Origin of the sequence: Candidatus Thiodubiliella endoseptemdiera, assembly GCF_964212635.1 — a bacterium.
GTDB lineage: Bacteria > Pseudomonadota > Gammaproteobacteria > PS1 > Pseudothioglobaceae > Thiodubiliella > Thiodubiliella endoseptemdiera.
In genome coordinates, this window is sequence record NZ_OZ156463.1 from 1,372,791 (window position 1) to 1,394,971 (window position 22,181).

The 22,181-nt window shown below is 37.1% G+C and carries 27 protein-coding genes, 3 tRNA genes and 1 pseudogene; 17 read left to right on the plus strand and 14 right to left on the minus strand.

The window, feature by feature from the left end:
• The first annotated feature begins 224 nt into the window (after positions 1-224).
• Positions 225-371, plus strand: a complete 147-nt coding sequence (locus AB8525_RS07450; protein WP_369149988.1) for a hypothetical protein — start codon at positions 225-227, stop codon at positions 369-371.
• Here the strand turns inward: AB8525_RS07450 and sucD are convergent.
• The 6 genes and pseudogenes from sucD to AB8525_RS07480 form a co-directional block, all read right to left on the minus strand.
• Positions 354-1,232: a succinate--CoA ligase subunit alpha gene (sucD, locus tag AB8525_RS07455; RefSeq protein ID WP_369177179.1), complete on the minus strand. Its 879-nt coding sequence runs from the start codon at positions 1,230-1,232 to the stop codon at positions 354-356. The two genes, AB8525_RS07450 and sucD, sit on opposite strands and share 18 nt — an antisense overlap.
• On the minus strand, positions 1,229-2,389 hold the full coding sequence (gene sucC, locus AB8525_RS07460) for an ADP-forming succinate--CoA ligase subunit beta (RefSeq protein ID WP_369177180.1): 1,161 nt from the start codon (positions 2,387-2,389) through the stop codon (positions 1,229-1,231). The genes sucD and sucC overlap by 4 nt, the downstream gene beginning before the upstream one ends.
• 196 nt (positions 2,390-2,585) lie before the next feature.
• On the minus strand, positions 2,586-2,975 hold the full coding sequence (locus AB8525_RS07465; RefSeq protein ID WP_369179041.1) for a hypothetical protein: 390 nt from the start codon (positions 2,973-2,975) through the stop codon (positions 2,586-2,588).
• 270 nt (positions 2,976-3,245) lie between these two features.
• Positions 3,246-3,494 (minus strand): hypothetical protein, encoded by a 249-nt coding sequence (locus AB8525_RS07470; RefSeq protein ID WP_369177182.1) that lies wholly within the window; start codon positions 3,492-3,494, stop codon positions 3,246-3,248.
• Positions 3,488-4,270, minus strand: coding sequence for a DUF3883 domain-containing protein (locus AB8525_RS07475; RefSeq protein WP_369177184.1), 783 nt, complete (start codon positions 4,268-4,270; stop codon positions 3,488-3,490). Before AB8525_RS07475 ends, AB8525_RS07470 begins: the two co-directional genes overlap by 7 nt.
• A 32-nt stretch (positions 4,271-4,302) precedes the next feature.
• Positions 4,303-4,933 (minus strand): annotated as a pseudogene (locus AB8525_RS07480) (DNA cytosine methyltransferase).
• A 72-nt stretch (positions 4,934-5,005) separates the two neighbouring features.
• Here AB8525_RS07480 and efp point away from each other — a divergent pair.
• Genes efp through AB8525_RS07520 form a run of 8 tightly spaced genes read left to right on the plus strand, consistent with a single transcriptional unit; the run spans position 5,006 to position 9,853 of the window.
• Positions 5,006-5,569: an elongation factor P gene (gene efp, locus AB8525_RS07485; RefSeq protein ID WP_369177186.1), complete on the plus strand. Its 564-nt coding sequence runs from the start codon at positions 5,006-5,008 to the stop codon at positions 5,567-5,569.
• Positions 5,553-6,422, plus strand: coding sequence for an EF-P lysine aminoacylase EpmA (gene epmA / locus AB8525_RS07490; RefSeq protein WP_369177188.1), 870 nt, complete (start codon positions 5,553-5,555; stop codon positions 6,420-6,422). The genes efp and epmA overlap by 17 nt, the downstream gene beginning before the upstream one ends.
• A 5-nt stretch (positions 6,423-6,427) precedes the next feature.
• The gene (locus tag AB8525_RS07495) at positions 6,428-7,168 is read left to right on the plus strand and encodes a tetratricopeptide repeat protein (protein WP_369150566.1); all 741 of its coding nucleotides are present in this window, start codon (positions 6,428-6,430) and stop codon (positions 7,166-7,168) included.
• A complete protein-coding gene (locus AB8525_RS07500; RefSeq protein WP_369177190.1) occupies positions 7,158-7,598 on the plus strand; it encodes a YcgN family cysteine cluster protein in 441 nt (146 codons plus the stop codon). The genes AB8525_RS07495 and AB8525_RS07500 overlap by 11 nt, the downstream gene beginning before the upstream one ends.
• Positions 7,599-7,650: 52 nt before the next feature.
• Positions 7,651-7,779 carry a hypothetical protein gene (locus tag AB8525_RS07505; protein WP_369177192.1) on the plus strand — a complete coding sequence of 43 codons (129 nt, stop codon included), beginning with the start codon at positions 7,651-7,653 and terminating at the stop codon, positions 7,777-7,779.
• Between the two features lie 35 nt (positions 7,780-7,814).
• Positions 7,815-8,198, plus strand: a complete 384-nt coding sequence (locus AB8525_RS07510) for a DUF2914 domain-containing protein (protein ID WP_369177194.1) — start codon at positions 7,815-7,817, stop codon at positions 8,196-8,198.
• Positions 8,195-9,391, plus strand: coding sequence for an argininosuccinate synthase (locus tag AB8525_RS07515; RefSeq protein WP_369177195.1), 1,197 nt, complete (start codon positions 8,195-8,197; stop codon positions 9,389-9,391). Before AB8525_RS07510 ends, AB8525_RS07515 begins: the two co-directional genes overlap by 4 nt.
• A gap of 12 nt (positions 9,392-9,403) precedes the next feature.
• Positions 9,404-9,853, plus strand: coding sequence for an RDD family protein (locus AB8525_RS07520; protein ID WP_369150574.1), 450 nt, complete (start codon positions 9,404-9,406; stop codon positions 9,851-9,853).
• On the opposite strand, the gene AB8525_RS07525 is transcribed toward AB8525_RS07520, so the two are convergent.
• The 6 genes from AB8525_RS07525 to murF form a co-directional block, all read right to left on the minus strand.
• Complete coding sequence (locus AB8525_RS07525) at positions 9,803-10,000, minus strand: hypothetical protein (RefSeq protein ID WP_369150576.1); 198 nt, start codon at positions 9,998-10,000, stop codon at positions 9,803-9,805. The two genes, AB8525_RS07520 and AB8525_RS07525, sit on opposite strands and share 51 nt — an antisense overlap.
• Before the next feature lie 77 nt (positions 10,001-10,077).
• Positions 10,078-10,151, minus strand: a tRNA-Cys gene (locus AB8525_RS07530).
• A gap of 57 nt (positions 10,152-10,208) precedes the next feature.
• Positions 10,209-10,284, minus strand: a tRNA-Gly gene (locus tag AB8525_RS07535).
• Positions 10,285-10,309: 25 nt separating this feature from the next.
• The gene (gene pgsA / locus AB8525_RS07540; protein ID WP_369177197.1) at positions 10,310-10,897 is read right to left on the minus strand and encodes a CDP-diacylglycerol--glycerol-3-phosphate 3-phosphatidyltransferase; all 588 of its coding nucleotides are present in this window, start codon (positions 10,895-10,897) and stop codon (positions 10,310-10,312) included.
• Between the two features lie 56 nt (positions 10,898-10,953).
• Positions 10,954-11,030: transfer RNA gene (locus AB8525_RS07545), tRNA-Arg, on the minus strand.
• Positions 11,031-11,165: 135 nt separating this feature from the next.
• Positions 11,166-12,410, minus strand: a complete 1,245-nt coding sequence (gene murF / locus AB8525_RS07550) for a UDP-N-acetylmuramoyl-tripeptide--D-alanyl-D-alanine ligase (RefSeq protein ID WP_369177199.1) — start codon at positions 12,408-12,410, stop codon at positions 11,166-11,168.
• Between the two features lie 40 nt (positions 12,411-12,450).
• Here murF and AB8525_RS07555 point away from each other — a divergent pair, with 40 nt between their 5' ends.
• Both AB8525_RS07555 and AB8525_RS07560 read left to right on the plus strand, forming a co-directional pair.
• The gene (locus AB8525_RS07555) at positions 12,451-12,630 is read left to right on the plus strand and encodes a hypothetical protein (RefSeq protein WP_369177201.1); all 180 of its coding nucleotides are present in this window, start codon (positions 12,451-12,453) and stop codon (positions 12,628-12,630) included.
• Positions 12,631-12,992: 362 nt separating this feature from the next.
• A complete protein-coding gene (locus tag AB8525_RS07560; RefSeq protein ID WP_369177203.1) occupies positions 12,993-13,583 on the plus strand; it encodes an outer membrane beta-barrel protein in 591 nt (196 codons plus the stop codon).
• 84 nt (positions 13,584-13,667) lie between these two features.
• Here the strand turns inward: AB8525_RS07560 and AB8525_RS07565 are convergent, their stop codons facing one another.
• The gene (locus AB8525_RS07565) at positions 13,668-14,540 is read right to left on the minus strand and encodes a Fic family protein (protein ID WP_369177205.1); all 873 of its coding nucleotides are present in this window, start codon (positions 14,538-14,540) and stop codon (positions 13,668-13,670) included.
• Positions 14,541-14,689: 149 nt separating this feature from the next.
• Between AB8525_RS07565 and AB8525_RS07570 the strand changes: the two genes are divergently transcribed.
• Positions 14,690-14,920, plus strand: a complete 231-nt coding sequence (locus AB8525_RS07570) for a hypothetical protein (RefSeq protein WP_369177207.1) — start codon at positions 14,690-14,692, stop codon at positions 14,918-14,920.
• Here the strand turns inward: AB8525_RS07570 and AB8525_RS07575 are convergent.
• On the minus strand, positions 14,815-16,230 hold the full coding sequence (locus AB8525_RS07575) for a UDP-N-acetylmuramoyl-L-alanyl-D-glutamate--2,6-diaminopimelate ligase (protein WP_369177208.1): 1,416 nt from the start codon (positions 16,228-16,230) through the stop codon (positions 14,815-14,817). The genes AB8525_RS07570 and AB8525_RS07575 overlap by 106 nt on opposite strands.
• A 134-nt stretch (positions 16,231-16,364) precedes the next feature.
• On the opposite strand from AB8525_RS07575, the gene AB8525_RS07580 reads away from it, so the two are divergent.
• From AB8525_RS07580 to AB8525_RS07600, 5 genes are read left to right on the plus strand one after another with little or no spacing between them, the layout of a single operon-like run.
• Positions 16,365-18,254 carry a 5'-nucleotidase C-terminal domain-containing protein gene (locus AB8525_RS07580; protein ID WP_369177210.1) on the plus strand — a complete coding sequence of 630 codons (1,890 nt, stop codon included), beginning with the start codon at positions 16,365-16,367 and terminating at the stop codon, positions 18,252-18,254.
• A 6-nt stretch (positions 18,255-18,260) separates the two neighbouring features.
• A complete protein-coding gene (locus AB8525_RS07585; RefSeq protein ID WP_369177212.1) occupies positions 18,261-19,007 on the plus strand; it encodes a DUF4395 domain-containing protein in 747 nt (248 codons plus the stop codon).
• Positions 19,008-20,123: a HupE/UreJ family protein gene (locus tag AB8525_RS07590; RefSeq protein WP_369177214.1), complete on the plus strand. Its 1,116-nt coding sequence runs from the start codon at positions 19,008-19,010 to the stop codon at positions 20,121-20,123.
• Between the two features lie 30 nt (positions 20,124-20,153).
• Positions 20,154-20,300 carry a hypothetical protein gene (locus tag AB8525_RS07595; protein WP_369149988.1) on the plus strand — a complete coding sequence of 49 codons (147 nt, stop codon included), beginning with the start codon at positions 20,154-20,156 and terminating at the stop codon, positions 20,298-20,300.
• A 40-nt stretch (positions 20,301-20,340) separates the two neighbouring features.
• On the plus strand, positions 20,341-21,888 hold the full coding sequence (locus tag AB8525_RS07600; RefSeq protein WP_369177216.1) for a tetratricopeptide repeat protein: 1,548 nt from the start codon (positions 20,341-20,343) through the stop codon (positions 21,886-21,888).
• The last annotated feature ends 293 nt before the right edge of the window (positions 21,889-22,181 follow it).

Sequence of the window (22,181 nt, forward strand, 5' to 3'; positions counted from 1 at the left end):
TATTTATCATTAATTCTAATGCTATATTGGCCTATTCTATCGCCATGCAATTTTTAATAATTTATTGGGCAATAACTTTCTAGTTTGTTTGGCATTTACGCCATTAAATAGGTCTTTTGTTGCTTGATTTTTGAAAGATTCTATCATAAGTTATAACGATAACACGGATAGTGTGCTATTTTAAAGATTTAATCTTTTATTTTAGTAGAGACCTTTGCATAAATATGAATAATCATCAAAACGCCATCTTTCATCAAATTACAAACTTTTTAAAAACACCCTTAGCCCTGCTAGGAGTGGATTTAAAAAATTTCCAATTTAATAAAATCTGTCATTTTGCTAATCATCCCTATTTATGCAAAGGTCTCTAGTAATTTAATCAAAGTCTCGCCCATCGTTGCAGGGGTAGGGGCAACGGCAACACCTGCTTTTTTCAAAGCATTAATTTTATCAATGGCTTTGCCTGAACCTGCGCTGATGACCGCACCCGCATGACCCATGCGTTTACCTTTCGGGGCGCTAAGCCCTGCGATGTAAGACACTACAGGTTTAGAAATATGAGATTGAATATATTCTGCTGCTTCTTCTTCGGCAGAACCGCCAATTTCTCCGACCATAATAATGGATTTGGTTTGTTCATCTGCTTCGAATAGGGCGAGGCAATCAATGAAATCCATCCCATGAATTGGGTCGCCACCGATGCCGATGCAAGTGCTTTGCCCCAATCCCGCTTGGGTGGTTTGATGCACGGCCTCATAAGTCAATGTGCCAGAACGAGATACCACACCAACGCTGCCTGCTTGATGAATATTGCCAGGCATAATGCCGAGTTTGCATTCATTTGGGGTGATGACGCCGGGGCAGTTTGGACCGATTAAGATTGAATTTGAAGTCTTTAAAATGGCTTTAATTTTAAGCATATCTTGCACGGGGATGCCTTCGGTGATACAAGCAATCACGGGCATTTGTGCTTCAATCGCCTCAACAATTGATGCATAGGCAAAACGCGGTGGCACATAAATCATTGTCGCACTTGCTTGCGTTTCCTGCATTGCATCTCTGACCGAATTAAAAACAGGTAAATCTAAATGCACCTGTCCGCCTTTACCCGGGGTAACACCGCCGACAAATTGTGTACCATAAGCGATGGATTGTTCGGAGTGAAAAGTGCCTTGTTTTCCAGTAAAACCTTGCGTGATAACTTTGGTTTCTTTGTTAATTAATACACTCATTTTGACAACTCCACAATTTTAATCGCTGCTTGGGTCAAATCAGATTCCGTATGAATAGCAACCCCAGATTCATCTAACAATTTAAGCCCCGCAGCCGCATTCGTGCCTTCCAGTCGCACCACAATCGGTAAATTCAACCCCACTTTTTCAATCGCTTGCAAAATTCCTTCCGCAATCAAATCGCAACGCACAATGCCACCAAAAATATTGACTAAAACACCACTAACATTTTTCTCAGTTTGAATTAATTCAAATGCTTTAGCAACACGCTGTGCCGTTGTACCGCCGCCAACATCCAAAAAATTCGCAGATGAGCCACCGTGATGCTCAATCAAATCCATTGTTGCCATTGCTAATCCTGCGCCGTTGACCATGCAGCCGATTGTGCCGTTAAGTGAAATGTAATTTAACTGATATTCGCTAGCAGTCATTTCCTTTTCATCTTCCTGGGAGATATCACGCAATGCCAAAATATCTTCATGGCGGTATAAAGCGTTATCATCAAAATCAATCTTGCCATCGAGTGCCAATAGCGTGTTTTCTGCCGTGGTAATCAGTGGGTTAATTTCAATTAAACTCACATCTTTTTGCACAAAAATATCATACAAACCTAATAATGCCCGATTAAATTGCTCCGTCAATTCAGCATTTAAACCTAATTTTTCCGCAATTTCAGCACAGGATTTTTCAGACAAAGCACCTAATGGTTCAACCCCAAATTTAATAATTTTATCAGGCGTTTCACTAGCCACTTTCTCAATATCCATCCCACCTTCAGTCGATGCCAACACCGTAATTTTTTGCGTTTGCCTATCAATCAATAAGCCTAAATACAATTCCTGCTCAATATTTTGCCCCGCCTCAACCAACACTTGGTTAATCGGTAAACCCTTGGCATCTGTTTGTGGCGTAATTAGTTGCCCCCCTAATAATTTATCACAAGCCACCTCAACTTCCATCACCGAACGACACAAAATCACCCCGCCGCCTTTACCCCGACCCCCTGCATGAACTTGGGCTTTTACCACCCAAACACTGCCTCCCAATTCTGAGCAAGCCTTGCTTGCTTGTTTTGTATTTGAGATTAAAATACCTTTAGGTGTCTGAATGTTGTTGTGGCTAAATAATGTTTTAGCTTGATATTCGTGTATGTGCATAATGTTTATTTTTTAGTTAGAGTCAAGAACCAGTCAAGAAAATAATATTTATATAAGTAATTGATTTATAATGTTTTTTTATTAAAAAATATGAAATACTTAATCAAAATCAAGAACCAGTCAAGAAAATGTCATACCCAAAATGGGTGATACCCACTTCTAGGACTTTCTGTATCGGTAATTTTTATTATAGGTTTTATAAATATGCTTCTTTAAATGTTTCGTAACTACCAACTTTGGCAAAATTTATTTCAAATTCTAAATCATTTATCTTATCAATTCGTACAGAATCTATTCCTAAAAACTGTAATTTTGTGTAAGTTAGTAATTCACCTTCAGGTAATTCTAAAACATCTCTAAGAAGCCATTGCCCTAGTTCTCTATTAGAATATGACATTAAGGCTTTACTGCTATCTTGACACATTTTACTTTTCATTATTTTACCATTTGGCAGTTTTAGTGAAAAAGGCGTATCTCTACTTGGGAAAAAATTTGGAAAGTTGTTATGGATTGCTATAGGGACTGGTATGTAAATTTCATTTGCGTGCCTTGCCCTACCTTTTTGCATTCCATTGATTAAGTCCACTTTTTTCAAAAACTTCTATATTTCGACCGTATAAAGGCAAATAAACAGTTTGTTTAATTTTAGTGTCAGTTAAAAATATTTTTTCTTGTGCAAAACACTCCTGTAAAGTTAACAGCGGGTCTTTTAATATGTCAATATCAAACTCATCAAGAATTAAGTTAGGATTAGTGCTATCAAATCTTTTCGATAGGGTGCTTTTTGAAAGAGAGAAGGAAATAATGGGAACGCTACCCTTTTATTTGCCTTAAAAAGGTAGCGCCCCCATTACTCCTAACCGCAAGCAATATAATCATCAATAATATCTTCCATCTCTGCTTCATCTTCATGCATAACAATTCTACTTTTAAGCCTTTCAATCCAGTTAATTATATCTTGTTTTGAACTAAGTTTGTGCAAAAAATCATAATCTCCATTTTTAGAATACATGAATATTAATCCATTAAAACTATCTGCATAAGACTTCTCATCTTGATTCAATACTGAAGAAAATATGCTTAATTTTTTATCAAAACTTAGCATATGGCTTTACTTAAATGATATTCTTTAATTGCTCTAGGATTGACAATTCTTTCATCAAATGATAAGTTTTTAATAGGGTTTTCTATCGTTAAAACTGTTGGACTCTGATTAAGGTTAAGTATTACACTGACAATATAATTATCTTTGTGTTTTAACGCTTGTTTATACTCATTTTCGGTCAATCTAAATTTTCCTTTTGACTCCCTAACACCTTTTATTTCTGCTAAATACAAATGCTCATTAACGCTGACTTGAAAATCGTAACCATCTCCATACAATCTAGCGTCCTCTATTGACCCATCTTTAAATATATCAACCGAATCATAATTATTCATAAAAAATAATTCTGCCTCCAGCCCTGTTTCTTGTAACTTTTTAAACTTGCTTTGAATAATAGGTACTTCTTGATAATATATGTCTCCTAAATTCGCCTCTTCAATGGGAAACTTATCTTTTAGGTATGTTTTGATAATATTAGCATACCCTTCAACATTTTCATTTCCAAATAAACTATCTATTAAAATTTTTCTATGAATATAAGCATCCCCTTTCTGCCACCAGCCTTGCCTGCCATTACCTGGAAAAAAATGATCAAATAAGTCCATCCTGTTTTTAACAGTACTTGCTGTTTCTACTATCTTATTATCAACAAAAAATTGATAAAAACTTATTTTAGTTGAAAATCCAAATTGTTTTATAAGTTCATTATCAAATTTTGATAAGCCATATCCTATCAAATTTAAAATCTCGTAATTTTCATGTTTGCCTTTACTCATTTCAATATCCTGATTGGTTAAAAATGACCTCTTTACCTAAAAATCCGCTCTCTATTTTGAGGTATGTCGCCATATTCCATAGTATTCAAAATTTTATCGGTAACCTTATAGCCTAACTTTTGTAATTCACCTTGACTGTATTACCTTTGCCGTGTGTTTTAAGATTTTTAACATTCTCAAGAATAATGACTTTTGGTTTTTTTCTTTAAGGATTTTAACTATATTAAAAAACAAATTTCCTCTGCCATTTTTATCATCAAAACCTTGTCTATGACCTGCAATAGAAAATGGTTGGCAAGGAAAGCCCGCAAATAAAAAATCAAAATCGGGTATATCCTTTGCATCAACTTCGATGATATTGCCAGCAAAGTTACCTGAATAAAACAAATCTTTATTGTGTTTTAAAAAATTAGCTTCATAAGTCTTTCTAGCATTATCATCAAGCTCACTAGCGAAAACACATTTTCCACCTAGATTTGAGGCGGCTAGGTGAAAGCCACCAATACCTGCAAACAAATCAATAAAAGTAAAATTGGGTTTTTTATTGACATCAGGCTCTTTTATCTCAAAGCGATCTAGTAATCCCATTTGAAAGGCATCCTCTACACAGTCAGTGTTTTTTTTGAGGGAATTTTCTTGGGTGTAGTCAATGTCTTTTAGCATGACATTATTTTACAAACAAAATATAGTGTAGTTTAAGTAAAATAAGATATTTTATTTTTGTAACTTTTAATTATGGCAACTTACTCCACCAGTCAATTCAAAAACGGCTTAAAACTCATCTTGGATGGTAATCCTTGTTCGATTATCAATAATGAAATTCGTAAACCTGGCAAGGGGCAGGCGTCTAATAAGGTGAAACTTAAGGATTTAATTACGGGTAAAACTTTGGAAAAAACTTTTAAATCTGGCGAATCGGTGGAAGGGGCAGATGTGATGGAAACGGATATGCAATATTTGTATAGTGACGGTGATGGGTATAGTTTTATGGACCCAAAAACTTTTGAGCAATACACGCTGAGCGAAGCAGGGATGGGTGATGCAAAGAAGTATTTGGTGGAGCAGGATATGTGTGTGATAACGCTTTGGAATGGTAATCCGATTTCAGTAACACCGCCTAATCATGTGATGCTGGAAGTGATGGATACTGACCCAGGATTGAAAGGCGACACAGCTGGTACAGGCGGAAAACCTGCGACGATGAACACGGGTGCGGTGGTGCAAGTGCCATTATTTATCAGCATTGGCGAGAAAGTTAAAGTGGACACACGCACCAACGAGTATGCGGGACGCACTTAAAAAACGCAGTTTATTTGTCAGTCAAATCCGACAATTTTTCTCTGAAAGAAATGTTATTGAGGTGCAAACTTCACAACTTTTAGACACCCCCACCACTGATGTTTATATTGACAGCATTGTTATGCAAGTCAATCAAGATATTAAGCAAAAGACACAATATTTACACACTTCTCCTGAGTTAGAGATGAAAAAACTGCTGGCGAATGGCAGTGGCGATATTTATCAGATTTGCTCGGTATTTCGTGACAATGAGCAGGGGTCTCAAAATTTTAATGAATTTACAATGCTGGAATATTACCGTCTTGGTTTTGACAGTCTTGAATTGATGAATGAAATTGTTGAATTGTTGCGATACTTAGATTTTAAAGGTGATATATCACTTTTATCTTATGAACAGGCGTTCATTAAATTTGCGGATATTGATATTTTAGAGGCTGATTTTGACGGGTTAAAAAAGGTGGCAAAAACACATGATTTATGCACTGACTTTGAGTGGATTGAGGACTTGCAAATTCTATTATTCACACACCTTATTGAGCCAGAATTGGCAAAATTAGATGCGTGTTTTATTTATGATTATCCTGCCTGTCAATCGGCTTTAGCAAAAGTAGATGGCGATGTCGCTCTGCGATTTGAATTATATATCAAAGGTATAGAAGTGGCTAATGGCTATGATGAATTGCAAAATGTAGATGAATATCGTCAGCGTTTTAAAAGTGAGATTGATAAACGCACTATTTTAGGCAAAACAACGGTTGAATTAGATGAAGGATTTTTATCAAATCTCAAAAATCCTTTGCCACAATGTTCGGGTGTAGCAATTGGTATTGAGCGATTATTATCGGTAAAATAAGCGTTATGAGATTATTGTTTTTATTACTATTTAGTTTAAATGTTCAGGCTTTGCAACTTTTGCAATCCAAGGAAGGGCATAATACTGTCAAGCAACAATTAGGGCGATCTATGTTGCCTGCTAAGGCAAAGGCACTTTTAACGCAATTAAAAAAAGAAGCCAAGAGTGGTAATGCACGAGCACAGTTCAGTTTGGCGAATATGTATCATCATGGTATTAACACCAATCAAGATATGAAATTGGCACTTTATTGGTATGTGCAAGTGGCTAAATTGGGCTATCCGAGTGCTCAATTTAATGTGGGTGATCTTTATTATAATGGCGTTGCCACAGAGAGAAATTTAGAAAAAGCACTGTCTTGGTATGAAAAAGCAGCTGAGCAAAATCTGATTAAAGCACAATATAAATTAGCCAAAATATACCACCGTCAAGGTAATATAGAAGAGGCAAGACATTGGTATGAAAAGTCGGCAAAATTGGGTTTCTCTCTAGCGCAATTGGATTTAGGTGAATTATATGAGAAAAAGAAGAATTTAAAATTGGCACAGTATTGGTATGAAAAAGCCACTATGCAATTTAACGCCGAAGCACAATCGCGTTTGAACAAACTCATTAATACAAAAAAATCAGTGATGAATATGCCAAGCACACAAGAAATCACTGATTCTCTCGCGAAAAATGCTGAGATGTTGAATGCCAAAATCAATCAAACGACACAGAGCAATACAGAAAAAAATGCAAGATAAATTTTGGCAAACGCACTCACTTGAAGAAATGACACGAGTGCAATGGGAATCATTATGTGACAGTTGCGGGCGTTGTTGTTTGCATAAAATTGAAGATGAAGATACCGAAGAAATCTACTTTACCGATGTTGCTTGTCGCTATCTTAACGAAGAAACCTGTCAATGCCCACACTATGAATTGCGTCAATCTTTTGTGCCCGATTGCTTAACCATTTACCCAGATTGGGGTAAAAAATTTAATTGGCTACCGTCCACCTGTGCGTATCGCCTATTATCCGAAGGCAAACCTTTATTTGATTGGCATCCGCTGATTAGTGGCAATGCTAATTCAGTACACTTGGCAGGGATTTCCATTCGTGGCCGCACTTTTAGAGATGATGAAGTGGCAGATGACGAAATTTACAAGCATGTCATTACTTGGGTAGATTAAAGGAAAATCTGTTAAAATTTATCTCATTATTATTTGAGACCTTTGCATAAATATGAATAATCATCAAAACGCCATCTTTCATCAAATTACAAACTTTTTAAAAACACCCTTAGCCCTGCTAGGAGTGGATTTAAAAAATTTCCAATTTAATAAAATCTGTCATTTTGCTAATCATCCCTAATTTATGCAAAGGTCTCTATTTATTGAAAATATAATATGAAAAAAATACTATTGTTATCGTTGTTATTATCTACTCAAGCATTTTCTGCATGGCCACACAAGGATATTGCACAAGCAGTATTTGCCAAATCAGTTAATGAAAGAACCCCGATTGAAATCATTACAGAAGCTGATAATTCCCTAAAAAAAGTGTATTTTTTCACTAATATTCGCCATTTAAAAGGTGATAAAATCACCCACCGTTGGTCGTACAACGGCAAAGTAAAAGCAAAAATCAGTTTTGATATTAAAGGTAACAGATGGCGTGTTTGGTCAAGTAAAAACTTATGGCACACATGGACAGGGGAATGGACGGTTGAAGTTATCGACCAGAACGAGAAAATTTTATTAACAAAAACATTCGAGTATAAAAAATTATGAATAAAGTGGTATTAGCCTATTCAGGCGGATTAGACACCAGTATTATTGTTAAATGGTTGCAGGATACTTATCAATGTGAAGTCGTGACTTTCACAGCTGACATTGGACAAGGCGAAGAAGTAGAACCTGCCCGTGCCAAAGCAAAAGCAGCAGGTGTAAAAGACATTTACATTGAAGATTTACGCGAAGAATTTGCTCGTGATTTTGTATTCCCAATGTTCCGTGCCAATGCTATTTATGAAGGTGAATATTTACTTGGCACTTCTATTGCTCGCCCCTTAATTTCTAAGCGATTGGTAGAAATTGCCAACAAGGTTGGTGCAGATGCTATCAGTCACGGTGCAACAGGAAAAGGTAACGACCAAGTGCGTTTTGAGTTAAATGCCTATGCACTTGATGCTGATATTCAAGTCATCGCCCCTTGGCGTGAGTGGGAATTATCATCTCGTGAGTCTTTGATGAAATATGCTGAAGACCATGGCATTGAGATTGATTATCAAAAACAAGGTAAAAAATCCCCCTATTCAATGGACGCAAATTTATTGCATATTTCTTATGAGGGCGATATTTTAGAAGACCCGTGGGCAGAGCCAGAAGACGATATGTGGCGTTGGACAGTTTCCCCCGAAAATGCCCCTGATAAAGCCGAATATGTAGAACTCACCTATGAAAAAGGCGACATTGTTGCTATTAACGGCACAACGATGAGTCCAGCTACTGTGATGGAATATTTAAATGAACGCGCAGGTGCACATGGCATCGGTCGTGATGACATTGTCGAAAACCGTTTCGTCGGTATGAAATCCCGTGGTTGCTACGAAACCCCCGCTGGCACCGTTATGCTTAAAGCACATCGTGCTATGGAAAGCCTAACTTTAGACAGAGAAGCTGCACATCTTAAAGATGAATTAATGCCAAAATATGCCAAAATGGTTTACAACGGTTTTTGGTTTGCCCCTGAACGAGAAATGCTGCAAGCTGCCATCGACCAAACACAATCAGTCGTCAACGGCACAGTTCGTCTTAAATTCTACAAAGGCAATGTCATCATCGTTGGCAGAAAATCTAACAATTCACTTTTTAGTGAAAAAATCGCAACCTTTGAAGACGACCAAGGTGCTTACGATCAGAAAGACGCAGCAGGCTTTATTAAACTGAATGCGCTGAGATTGCGTTTAAAATCTTTAAAATAAGAAAGATAGAAAGTGAATAATGAAGAGTATGAATACGCCGGTTTTTGGATAAGGGTTGGTGCGTCATTAATTGATGTTTTGTTACTTTCTATCATCATTCTACCGCTAACAATAATGATATATGGTGATTTAACATGGGAAGGTCAAGGAGTAATTTTGGGCTCTGCTGATTTTTTAATAAATTACACATTACCATTTATTGCAACTATATTATTTTGGTTTTACAAATCTGCTACTCCTGGAAAAATGGCGTTAAATATAAAAATAGTGGATGCCGATACTGGTGGAAAATTAAACTTTGGACAAAGCATAGGTCGATATTTTGCATATATTCCAGCGATGTTAATATTTATGCTAGGTATTATTTGGGTGGCATTTGATAAAAGAAAACAAGGCTGGCATGATAAATTATCAAAAACAGTTGTAATCGTTAAAAGAAAACGGAAAAATATAGAGTTTTAAGTAGAGACCTTTGCATAAATAGGGATGATTAGCAAAATGACAGATTTTATTAAATTGGAAATTTTTTAAATCCACTCCTAGCAGGGCTAAGGGTGTTTTTAAAAAGTTTGTAATTTGATGAAAGATGGCGTTTTGATGATTATTCATATTTATGCAAAGGTCTCAAGTATTATAAAATACAATAAAAAGCCCGACAATAGTCGGGCTTTTTATTGCACTTTATATGGAGGCCGGAACCAGAATCGAACTGGTCTGTAAGGCTTTGCAGGCCCCTGCATAACCGATTTGCTATCCGGCCAAGGTTTGCAAAAAATCGGTAATAAAAAAAAATCCTGTTTTTACAGGATTTTGAATTTGGAGCGGGAAACGAGATTCGAACTCGCGACATTCACGTTGGCAACGTGATGCTCTACCAGCTGAGCTACTCCCGCATAAGCGACACATTATAATGTGTTTTTATTCTGATTTGAGGTTTTTTATACCTTCTTTTAAATAAATAAATCCAGAGTATAAAGTTAATACGGTGGCGACAATCAATAAAGTCACACCAATCTCAAAACTTGGCAAGTCAAAAAAAGGTTGCTGATAGAGTAAAAACAGAATGGCAAAGATTTGCACAAAGGTCTTAACCTTACCAACAAAGGACACATTGATAGTGGAACGCTGACCAATTGTACTCATCCATTCTCTCAAAGCTGACACCAGAATTTCCCTAGAAACAATAATCAACGCGCAAACACTGATATACCAATGTGTGTCGCTTGGATAATAATCCACTAGCAAAACCAATGCTGTTGAAACCATTAATTTATCTGCAACGGGATCTAAAAAAGCACCGAGTTTTGAAGTCATATTGAGTTTTCTAGCGAGATATCCATCTAAATAATCCGTCGCGCTAATCGTTGCATAAACCCCAGTCACTGCAAAATTTATCCAAGTGAATATTGGCGTTTCACTATACGCAGGTTGCAAATAATACAACACCACAAACAACGGAATTAACGCAATTCTTGATAAAGTTAAAATGTTGGGTATTGTCATCATAAGGTCTCAGTATAAACAAAAAACCCCTGCGTATTTGCAAGGGTTTTTTAAAAATATGGTGCGCCCGGCTGGAGTCGAACCAGCAACCGCTCGGTTCGTAGCCGAGTACTCTATCCAGTTGAGCCACGGGCGCAATTGTTGCTTTAAGGACACAAACTACTGTTATTTCTTATATGGAATAGTGCCTGATAAGAAATGTCATGTATTTTACGCCCTTAAACAAAAAATATTATAGGGTGTAAACTGCTACCTTTCACAAGGTGGCAAATTATACGCATAATCGCCCAATGATTTGCTCTAATTTTGCAACCCTTGAGCCTTTAAAAAGAATCGTTGTATTGGTGTGTCGTTTGAGTGTTGCTACCAATTCATCGGCATCATCAAAATTTTGTACCCCATAATTGGCTTGATAACTATACAAATGATCAATCCTTAGCGACTTTGCAAACACCCCCACCTGCTGATGATAGGCGTCAGATTCATCGCCAAGTTCTGCCATTTCCCCAAGCACTGCTACCTTTTCACCCACAAATTTACTCAATACTTCCAACGCATATTGATTTGAACTTGGGCTTGCATTGTAAGTATCATCAATAATTATCTGTGTAGAATTTTGAATAATGCTTAACCTACCTTTTTCGGCCTCCGTGCTTTCCAGTCCCTGCTTGATAGTAGTAATATCAACACCCAAGGCACAAGCGCAAGCACTCGCTGCCAAGGCGTTATCAATATTATGTCGTCCAAGGAGTTGCAAAATAATCGTTATTTTTTCATCAAAAATATGCAAATCAAAATGATTATTCTCAATATTGTCCGCAAAAATATCACCCCCATCACCAAAACTAATATCACCTGAAAACCCAGTCTCAGTATTCACAACATTCTGAGAATTAGGCGAATAAATCTCACTTTTGGCTTTGGCTAAATTATCAAATCCACCAAACTCACCGATATGCGCATCAAGCGTGTTGGTTACTACCGCAATATCAGGACTGGCTATCTCACACAAATGGGCAATTTCACCCAAATGATTCGCCCCCATTTCAATCACCGCATATTGGTGTTTTTCTTCTAATTCAAGCAAGGTCATTGGCACGCCGAAATGGTTATTAAGATTACCTTTGGTTGCCAAAGTCGGTGCTTTTAATTGCAGAATATTTTTTAACATATTCTTAGTCGTCGTTTTGCCATTACTTCCCGTAATGGCAATCACCTTTGGCTTTACATTATTCAAATGCCATTTAGCAATTTCACCCAATGCATCCTGCGTATCTTTAACCAGTAGAATCGGCAAAGTCGTTTCTACTTTTCGATTAACAACCAATGCTATAGCCCCCATTTTTTCCGCCTGTTTGACATAATCGTGTGCATCAAAATTATCCCCAACTAACGCCAAAAACAACCCGCCTTCCATCCGCTGACGGGTATCTGTGTAAACGCCAAAAATTGCCACATCAATAGAGCAATCTGTTTTTAAGACTTTAGCGAGGGTTTGAGTAGTAGTTTTCAACATTTAAGGTTTATTATAAACAATAAGAGACCTTTGCATAAATATGAATAATCATCAAAACGCCATCTTTCATCAAATTACAAACTTTTTAAAAACACCCTTAGCCCTGCTAGGAGTGGATTTAAAAATTTCCAATTTAATAAAATCTGTCATTTTGCTAATCATCCCTATTTATGCAAAGGTCTCAATGGCTTCAAAAATGGATTTTTCCAAAATTATTTAGTGTCAACGCCAGTTTGTAGGATTTCATCGATCCCTTCAAACAATTCTAGAATTGAAATATCTAAAATTTTAGCGATATTAATTAAATGTATCAAATTATATCGTCTATTGTTTATTCCTGCCTCAATAAAAGAAATTAAACCAACAGACTCATGCCCATTGCCAATGCTAAATTGAGTCGTGATATTTTCTGCTTTTTTCTTTCACGCTTTACATTTCCAACGATTTTTTTGAGTGTTAAATCGGTTATTTCTATTGTATTTTTCATTTTTTACCTAAATAGGTAGTTTTTATAGGTAAAATTTACATTTTAAAACTACTTATAGTAGTTTTTATTATTTATAATAATATGAGAAAAATCAAATGAAAAACTTAACAAAAGTTATCGCATTAACAGCCAGTTTATTAGCATCATCCTTATATGCAGGCAACTATGATGATATGTATTTTGGTATTGGAGCATATCAATCAAAGATAGATGGCATGACAACTACTTATACAGCGGCAAGCGGCGCTATTACTAGTGGAGATGTAGAATACAAAAATAATAATTATAAGGCGTTAATAGGTAAGCGTATAAACAACAATTGGTCAGTTGAAGCGCATTATTTTAATTTTTCTAAAGATAGCGTAAAGATTACTAAAGTAGTAGGTAACAATGCCGCCAATTTAACGCTTTTTGATCTATCTGGCGACAGTTTAGGTGTGGTGGGACTTTACCATTTTAATCCGCAGGCAAGTTATTCACCTTTTATGAAATTAGGTTGGCATTCTTGGAATTTAAAATTTGCTGATACGAAAGTAAAAGGTAATGATGAACTTTATGGTGTTGGTGTAGATGGAAAAATCAACGAGACAATGAAATATCGTGTTGAGTTTGAGCGTATGAAAATGAAGAAAGAGAAAAGCAACAGTATGGACAATATTGGTGTGACTTTGCTGGTTGATTTTTAAACAAACAAAAGCGACTTTTAATAAAAAGCCCTGTGTAAACGGGGCTTTTTATTGCTTGTTTAGATACAAGTCTTACTGAAGAAGTTAATCGCCAATCTTCCATTTGCCTTTTTCTGAAAAGGCTTCAATGGTTTGGCGTTTGGCTTTGTTGATAAGGTTGGAATGTGATATTTTGTATTTTTTGCCATAATCCACTAGAGAGACAATCTCTTTGCCTTCTAAATATGCCAAGCGTTTGTGGTAACTATTGGTGAGTGCTTTGCCGATAATGTTTTCCATAATTTTGGTTTTTCCTGATTGGTTAAATTCATTAAAGGCGGTGTAATAATCCGCTCTATCAATAAATTTAATGTTGATTGGCACAAAACCATCACGAATCAGCAGGTAATTATTTAGCACTCTGCCAATCCTGCCATTGCCATCAATAAAGGGGTGAATTTGTTCGAAATCTAAGTGGAATAGAGCAATGCGTTTAATAATATGTTCGTTATTTGTGGCAAAGTAATGGGCTAATATTTTGTGTAATTTAGTAATAATTTGTTCAGGAGCAATAGCGATATGATTGCCAACCCGTACCCATTCGTCTTTTTTTCGCCATCTGCCAGCAAAATTATCATCAATATTGGTTAATAACATTTGATGCAGTAACAAAATAATTTCTAAAGTGAGTTCTGATTGCGTGGATTTTTTATTGATATAGTCCACCACTCTAGCCAAATTTTTTGCCTCAAACAATTCTCGTTCAGAAATGTATTTGTCTAAATCAATTTGCAATAAAACTTTTTCGGTATCACCTAGCGTTAGCGTGGAGTTTTCAATGGCATTTGAGTTATAAACCTGCTCTCCAACCTCGGTTTCTGAAATTAAATCCAATAAAGCTTGTTTTCCTTGGAACGACGCATAATAACGCTGACGCAAGCGTTGAATATTTTCAAAGGTTTCTGAAGTTTTTGCCATAATTAACCATTATAACCGTTAAAAGTTGTTTTATTTTGTAATTTTTAACGATTATATAGGATATAACCGTTAAAAGTAAAATAATCCAATATACTTGTTTTATTGTTTATTCTTTAACTTTTTTAACCTTATGAGACCTTTGCATAAATATGAATAATCATCAAAACGCCATCTTTCATCAAATTACAAACTTTTTAAAAACACCCTTAGCCCTGCTAGGAGTGGATTTAAAAAATTTCCAATTTAATAAAATCTGTCATTTTGCTAATCATCCCTATTTATGCAAAGGTCCCCTTATGCCTTCAATAATTGCAGCGAGAATAATATCTTCGTCGTTTGATTTGATGGTTTTGTCTTTGAATATTTGGGTAGTCTCATGACCTTTTCCAGCAATGAGCAGGCATTCGTTTTCACCTAAAGTGATAACAGCTGTTTCAATGGCGAGTTGACGATCTTCGGTAATGTCAACGGCGTAACTGTCGTCAATGCCGTTTAGGATATCATCGATGATGGCACGGGGAGATTCAGTTCTTGGGTTATCGTTGGTTAGAATGATGGCATCAGCGAGTTTTGAGGCGATTTTCCCCATTTTACTGCGTTTATCTTGGTCACGATTGCCACCACAGCCGAAGACGATGCGAACGGTGTGTTCTGGGTAGTGTGATTTTAAGGTGGTGATGGCATTTTCTATCGCGTCTGGGGTGTGGGCGTAGTCTATCCATATTAATTTTTTAGGATTTTTCTGCATTCTGCCAGGCGGCGGTGTGAGTTTGTGTAGTAAAGGAATGACTTTTTCATCGCTAAAACCAAGTGCTTTTAGGGTGCTAAATGCGGCTAAGATGTTGGATAAATTGAATTTTCCTAAAAATGGCACCTCAAAAACATAGGTATGTAAGATGGTTAAAAAGCCTTGTTCAGTGGTTTTGATGTCAGTGAAATTGGACAATGAATAGTCGATAACTTTTTTGCCTTTGGCAGCGTTTAGGAAATCAGAATAACTGTCATCATCTTGGTTGAGAATGACAGATTTCACGCTGTCTAATGAGAATAATAAGGTTTTTATTTCTTTATAAGTGGCTAAATCAGAGTGGTAATCCAAGTGGTCTTGGGTGAAATTAGTAAAAATAGCATGAGTAATGTTAAGCCCTGCAATTCTATTTTGCTTGATGCCATGTGATGACACTTCTAAAACGGCAGTGTCAATGCCGTTTTTTGCGTAGCCATCTATCGTGCGATATAGGGTGATAATATCGGGGGTGGTATTGGTAGAATTTTGCCCAGAATTGCTAATACCAAGTGTGCCAATGAGTCCGTTTTTTTTGCCTAGCATTGTCAATAATTGTGAGATAAAACAGGCGACAGAAGTTTTACCATTTGTACCCGTAATACCGATGACATTGACTTTGCTAGCGTCAGTGTAAAAAGTGGCTGCTAATGTGGGTAAATGTGCGGGTAAATTGTCAATGCGAATGGCGGGTACGCCACATTCGATATCTTTTGAATCGACTAATACACAAATACACCCCTTATCAATCGCTTGTTTAATATAGTCAGAACCATGACCTGTTACCCCTTGCAGGGCGATGAAAATATCGCCATTTTGGACTTGTTGTGAGTTGAGGCATAGCCCATCTACGGCAAAATCAAATTCGGTAGGGGCAATTTTTTGTAGCAGTTGTTTGATATTCATATGGCTATTATAGATACTTATATATACCCATTATCTATTTTAGAATATTATAATTTAGTGATAGTTTTGCATTAAATGGAAAAACATAGTAGAATTAATTTTTTTTGTTATTTAGTTATATTAAGGAGAAGGTAATGACTTTAACGCGTAGAGAATTTATTAAAGTATTGGGTGCTGGTTCGGCAGCAGGTTTGATTAGTGGTTGTGGTAATGATGCGGATAAATTATCGTCGCAGGATAATATGTATGAAGTTGCCAAAACAGGCAATGCACGCATTTTGCACATTACGGATACGCACGGCAACTTGCTACCTAATTATTTCCGTGAGCCAAATGTAAATTTGGGCTTTGGTTCGACTTTTGGGAAATTGCCCCATGTGGTTGGCGATAAACTATTGAAAGAAATTGGCGTTAAACCAGGTTCGCGTGAAGCCTATGCATTTACTTATAATAACTTTGAAGAATTGGCGGCTAAATACGGCAAAACGGGCGGTTTTGGACAAATTAAAACAGTGTTGGATTCATTGCGTGAGAGTGCGGGCGGTGTGCAAAATACCCTAACGCTTGATGGAGGAGATACTTGGCAAGGTTCTGGTACATCGCTATGGACACGGGGTGCAGATATGGTGGAAGCCTGTAATTTGCTCGGTGTTGATGTGATGGTCGGACATTGGGAATTTACTTATAAAGAAGACGAAGTACTGAAAAATATTGGTTTCTTTAAGGGTGATTTCTTAGGTCAAAATGTGCGCATTATGGAAGATGCTTTGTTGGGTGATGAGTATATTTCGATGACGGAAAAATACGACGGTAACGGGCTTTATAACGAAGACGATGCAACTCCATTTAAGCCGTATGTGATTAAAAATGTGGGCGGACATCGTATCGCAGTGATTGGTCAAGCCTTCCCAAGAACCTCCAATGCCAACCCGCAAAAATACTTTTTCCCTGATTGGTCGTTCGGTTTGCGTGAAGACGATATGGCAGAATTGGTGGCCGATATTCGTAAAAATGAAAAGCCTGATGCGGTGATTGTGATTTCTCATAATGGTATGGATGTGGATATTAAAATGGCATCACAAGTAGTAGGCATTGATGCGATTTTTGGCGGACATACACATGATGGAATGCCGAAACCCATAGAAGTAAAGAATGCGGGTGGTATGACGGTGGTAACCAATGCAGGTTGCTCGGGCAAATATATCGGGGTGATGGATTTGGATATTAAAGGGCATAAAGTAGTGGGCTATCATTACAAAATGTTGCCGATTTTGACCAACTTTATCAAGCCGAATGCGGAAGTGGTGTCTTATATTAACAAAATGCGTAATACCAAATATGACAAAAATGTGATTGAAGCGCGTTCCTCAACAATGAGTAATAATGCAGACCGTGTAGGAAAAACTTATGATGATATTTTGACTGAAAAACTATGTACTACTGAGCAAACGCTGTATCGTCGTGGTAATTTTATGGGCACTTGGGATCAGGTTCTGGTCAATTCATTGCGTGAAGAACACGATGCAGATTTTGCGATGTCGGCAGGTGTGCGTTGGGGAACATCAGTCCCAGCAGGACACAATGTAACGATGGAAGATTTGATGACCAATACCTCAATGACTTATGGCGAGACTTATGTAAATGAATTGAAGGGATCGCAATTGAAAGAAATTTTAGAAGGCATTGCTGAGAATTTATTCGTGCAAGATCCGTATTTACAGTCAGGCGGTGATATGGTGAGAATGGGCGGTTTGGATTACACCATTGACCCAGCAGCAAGTTTGGGCAATCGTATCAGCAATATTGTTGATGACAATGGCACGGCGATTGATGCAAATAAATCTTATAAAGTGTCTGGTTGGGCGCAGGTTAATTCTGTTGGCAATGGGCGTTTGATGTGGGATGTGGCAGCGGATTATTTGCGTAAGCAAAAACACCTTGATTTGAAGAAAGTCAATCATCCAACCATTAAAGGCGTGAAAAATAATCCTGGTATTGAAAATTATGCAGGAAAATTAATCTAATCTTTTATGGAAAAAATTCTTAAAACTTTTAAAAATCTTTGGTTTCGTGATTTAAGCGAGGAAACAGTCTATATCAACGATACTGCAGTGCGGATTCGTGCAGGGATTTTGTTAATCATTCCTATTTATATGGTTTTCACTTTTGTGAATGTTGTGTATGGACCAACTTGGGAAGTGCCGCCTGCCGCTATTGCGACCGATACTTATGAAACCGATATGGAAGACCGCACGCTTTATGCTATTGAAGCAACGAAAAGGGTGTTTGAGTATTCTTTTCAAACTAAATTATTGGTTTATGCACTGGTTGAAATGCTCTTGGGTATGACAATGATTGGCGCAAGATTTTCACCGACGATTTTAATTGCTAGTCTGCTGACTATTGGTAAAAAGCCTGAGTGGAAGCCGATTGGGCCGAAACGCTGTGCTTGGCTAATGGGTGCAAGTTTTATTTCTGTGTGTATTGTGTTTTTTAATCCGGATGCCGTTGCGTCGTGGATTAATAGTCTATTAGGTGCGAATATTCCGGTAGATGTCAATTATGTGCCAACTTGGCTGGCATTGAATTTAGTGTGGATGTGTCTATTATTTATGTGGTTAGAGGCGATTGTGGGTTACTGTGTGGGCTGTAAAGTTTATGCACTACTGGTTAATCTTGGGGTTGTTAATCGTCATTGTGACGCCTGTGAAAATATTAATTGGGATGAAGTTCGACGCAAAAAACAAGAGAAGTTAGACAAGAAAAATAAATCATAAATGTTCAAATCTTTCGTTTTATTTTGGCTATTAGTCAGCGCGTCAATTGCCGATGTTGTCAAACCTGCCTTAGTAGAAATCTCAATTTATCCCGATAAAAAAGTTAAAGTCGTCATTGATTTAAGCCTTGAAGCAGTGATGACAGGTATTGGTACGCAATATAAAAAAACCACCGATGCGCCAAACTCAACCGAATATGACGAATTGCGTGCCTTAGCACCCGATGTTTTGCGTCAAAATTTTAAGGATTTTGAAGGGGAATTTTTAAACAACATTCAATTTACGGTAAATAACCAAGCACAAGTTTTGCAGTTAGAAAACATCTTTATTGACATTGTCGGCTACAAAAAACGCCCAAGAAAAACACAATTAACCTACACAACACAACTCAGTGAATGGCCAAAAACACTGGCGTGGCAATACGATAAAGCATCAGGTGACAGTGCATTGCGTTATCAAATATTTAAAAAAAATGAATACAAATGGAGTCAATGGCAGTGGCTTCGTAGTGGTAAACCGAGTGGCGTGATTGACATTAATCACCCCGAGCCTATCAGCACTTTGCAACGCTTAACACAATTTATGAACATTGGTTTTGACCATGTAATACCATTGGGCTGGGATCATATTTTATTTATTATTGGTATGGCACTTTCATCACTTTTATGGCGAAAACTGCTTTTATTAGTTACTACTTTTACGCTTGCACACACACTAACATTGGGTTTGGCAATGTTAGGAATAGTAAAAATACCCCCCAGTATTATTGAGCCATTGATTGCGTTTTCAATTGCCTATGTGGCAGCGGAAAATCTGTTTTTAAATCAATCAATTAAACGCAAAAGTAGCATCGTGTTTTTCTTTGGCTTAATTCACGGATTAGGTTTTGCGACGATGCTCAAAGCATTTGAAATGACAGATGATAATTTTGCCACCACTTTGATTGGCTTTAATGTGGGCGTAGAATTGGCACAAATTATGATTGTATTGAGTGTGATATTAGTATTATTAGTATTACGCAAATTAAGGCTAGATTATCGAAAACTAGCCGTTATACCTGTATCAATCACCATTGCTTTGATTGGTGTTTGGTGGGGAATTGAGAGAATTATTTGATAAAATACTAATAGAGACCTTTGCATAAATATGAATAATCATCAAAACGCCATCTTTCATCAAATTACAAACTTTTTAAAAACACCCTTAGCCCTGCTAGGAGTGGATTTAAAAAATTTCCAATTTAATAAAATCTGTCATTTTGCTAATCATCCCTATTTATGCAAAGGTCTCTAAATAATATCATTTAATTAAAAACAATATCTAAAACCCACATATGAACAATCCCCACTCTTTCCAGCCCCCCTTTGAGGACACACCAAACCCTAAACAAAAATTAGCAAAGTTTAATACCCAAATCCTACAACTCTATCAACAAGGGCAAGTGCAAGAGGCGTTAAATCTTTCCCAACAAGCATTAATAGAATTCCCAAACGATACCACCCTGCTACCAAATGCAGGCATATTCGCCACCACTATTGGCGACACCACTTTAGCGATAAAATACTTTAAACGCAATATAACATTAAATCCTGATAATGCCAGTGGCTATTATTTTTTAGCCAAAGCAAAAGCCTTGCAAGAAAAATTCAAAGAAGCAATAAACGCATATGAAAAAGCACTTCGACTTGACCCAAATCACATCAAAGCCCGCCTTGAATTAGCCCTAATATTAACAAAGCAAAAAAAATACACAGAAGCAAAACAACACTACTATCAAACCTTAAAATTACAACCCAATTCTGCCGATGCACACAGTAATTTGGCAGCACTACTTGTTAACTTAGAAGATTTTCAAACAGCAGAAGCACATTATAGAAAAGCATTGGATATCGATGCCAACCACCCTTCTGCCGCCCCCAAACTCTCCCTTCTACTCCTACAAACAGGCAATTGGACCCAAGGCTGGCAATACTATGAATCTCGATACACCACCCCACACCCAGAAAAAGAGAATGTGCACATGCCCAATATTTCCACCCCCATGTGGCAAGGAGAAGACCTATCAGGAAAATCTATTCTAATATTCCCAGAACAAGGCTTTGGCGACGAACTCCAATTTATTCGATACGCCTCTTTACTAAAATCTCAAAAAAAAGCAGCCTATGTCATACTAGTCTGCAGAAAACCCCTGAAAAAACTCTTTAGCACAATGGAATGTTTTCAATATATCATTGATGAAGACGAGTTTAAACGCGCTAATATCCAAGGCCTAAATTATTGGGTATTTAACATGAGCCTACCCCTGCATTTTAATACCACAATCGACACCATCCCCAACCAACTGCCTTACTTACATTCCCCACAAGCAGAACAAGATAATTGGAAAAATAAACTACCACAAGGAATCAACATTGGTCTAGTCTGGAAAGGTCAAGCCAAACACAAAAACGATAAAAACCGCTCACTACCCTCCATTAAAACACTAAAACCACTATGGAATCTAAAAAACAAATCCAAACACATTAACTTCATCAGCCTACAAAAAGACGCAGGAGAAGACGAAGCAAAAAACCCACCAAGCGACCAACCCCTAATTCATCTAGGGACAGATATTCAAGATTTTTCTGATACCGCCGCCATCGTCTCACAACTAGACTTAGTCATCTGTGTCGATACAGCCATTGCCCATCTTGCTGGCAGTCTTAACATCCCTTGTTGGGTGCTATTACCCAGCCACGATACAGATTGGCGCTGGGGGCTAAATAAAGACAACACCCCATGGTATCCAAACACCATCCATCTATTTAGACAAACCATAAATGGTGATTGGGATGAAGTGATTAACAAAGTGATTGACAATATGAGACCTTTGTATAAATAGGGATGATTAGCAAAATGACAGATTTTATTAAATTGGAAATTTTTTAAATCCACTCCTAGCAGGGCTAAGGGTGTTTTTAAAAAGTTTGTAATTTGATGAAAGATGGCGTTTTGATGATTATTCATATTTATGCAAAGGTCTCAATATGATTAAACATAAACTATTTTTACAAAATTGCTAAAATAATCACCCCCCCCTAATCCAAAAGTAGAGATTGCAAAGATAGTGCTATCCTTTGCCCCGTCCTCGCTGCTGGTCTCGTCATTGCCATCATCAAATACCCCTAAAAACCC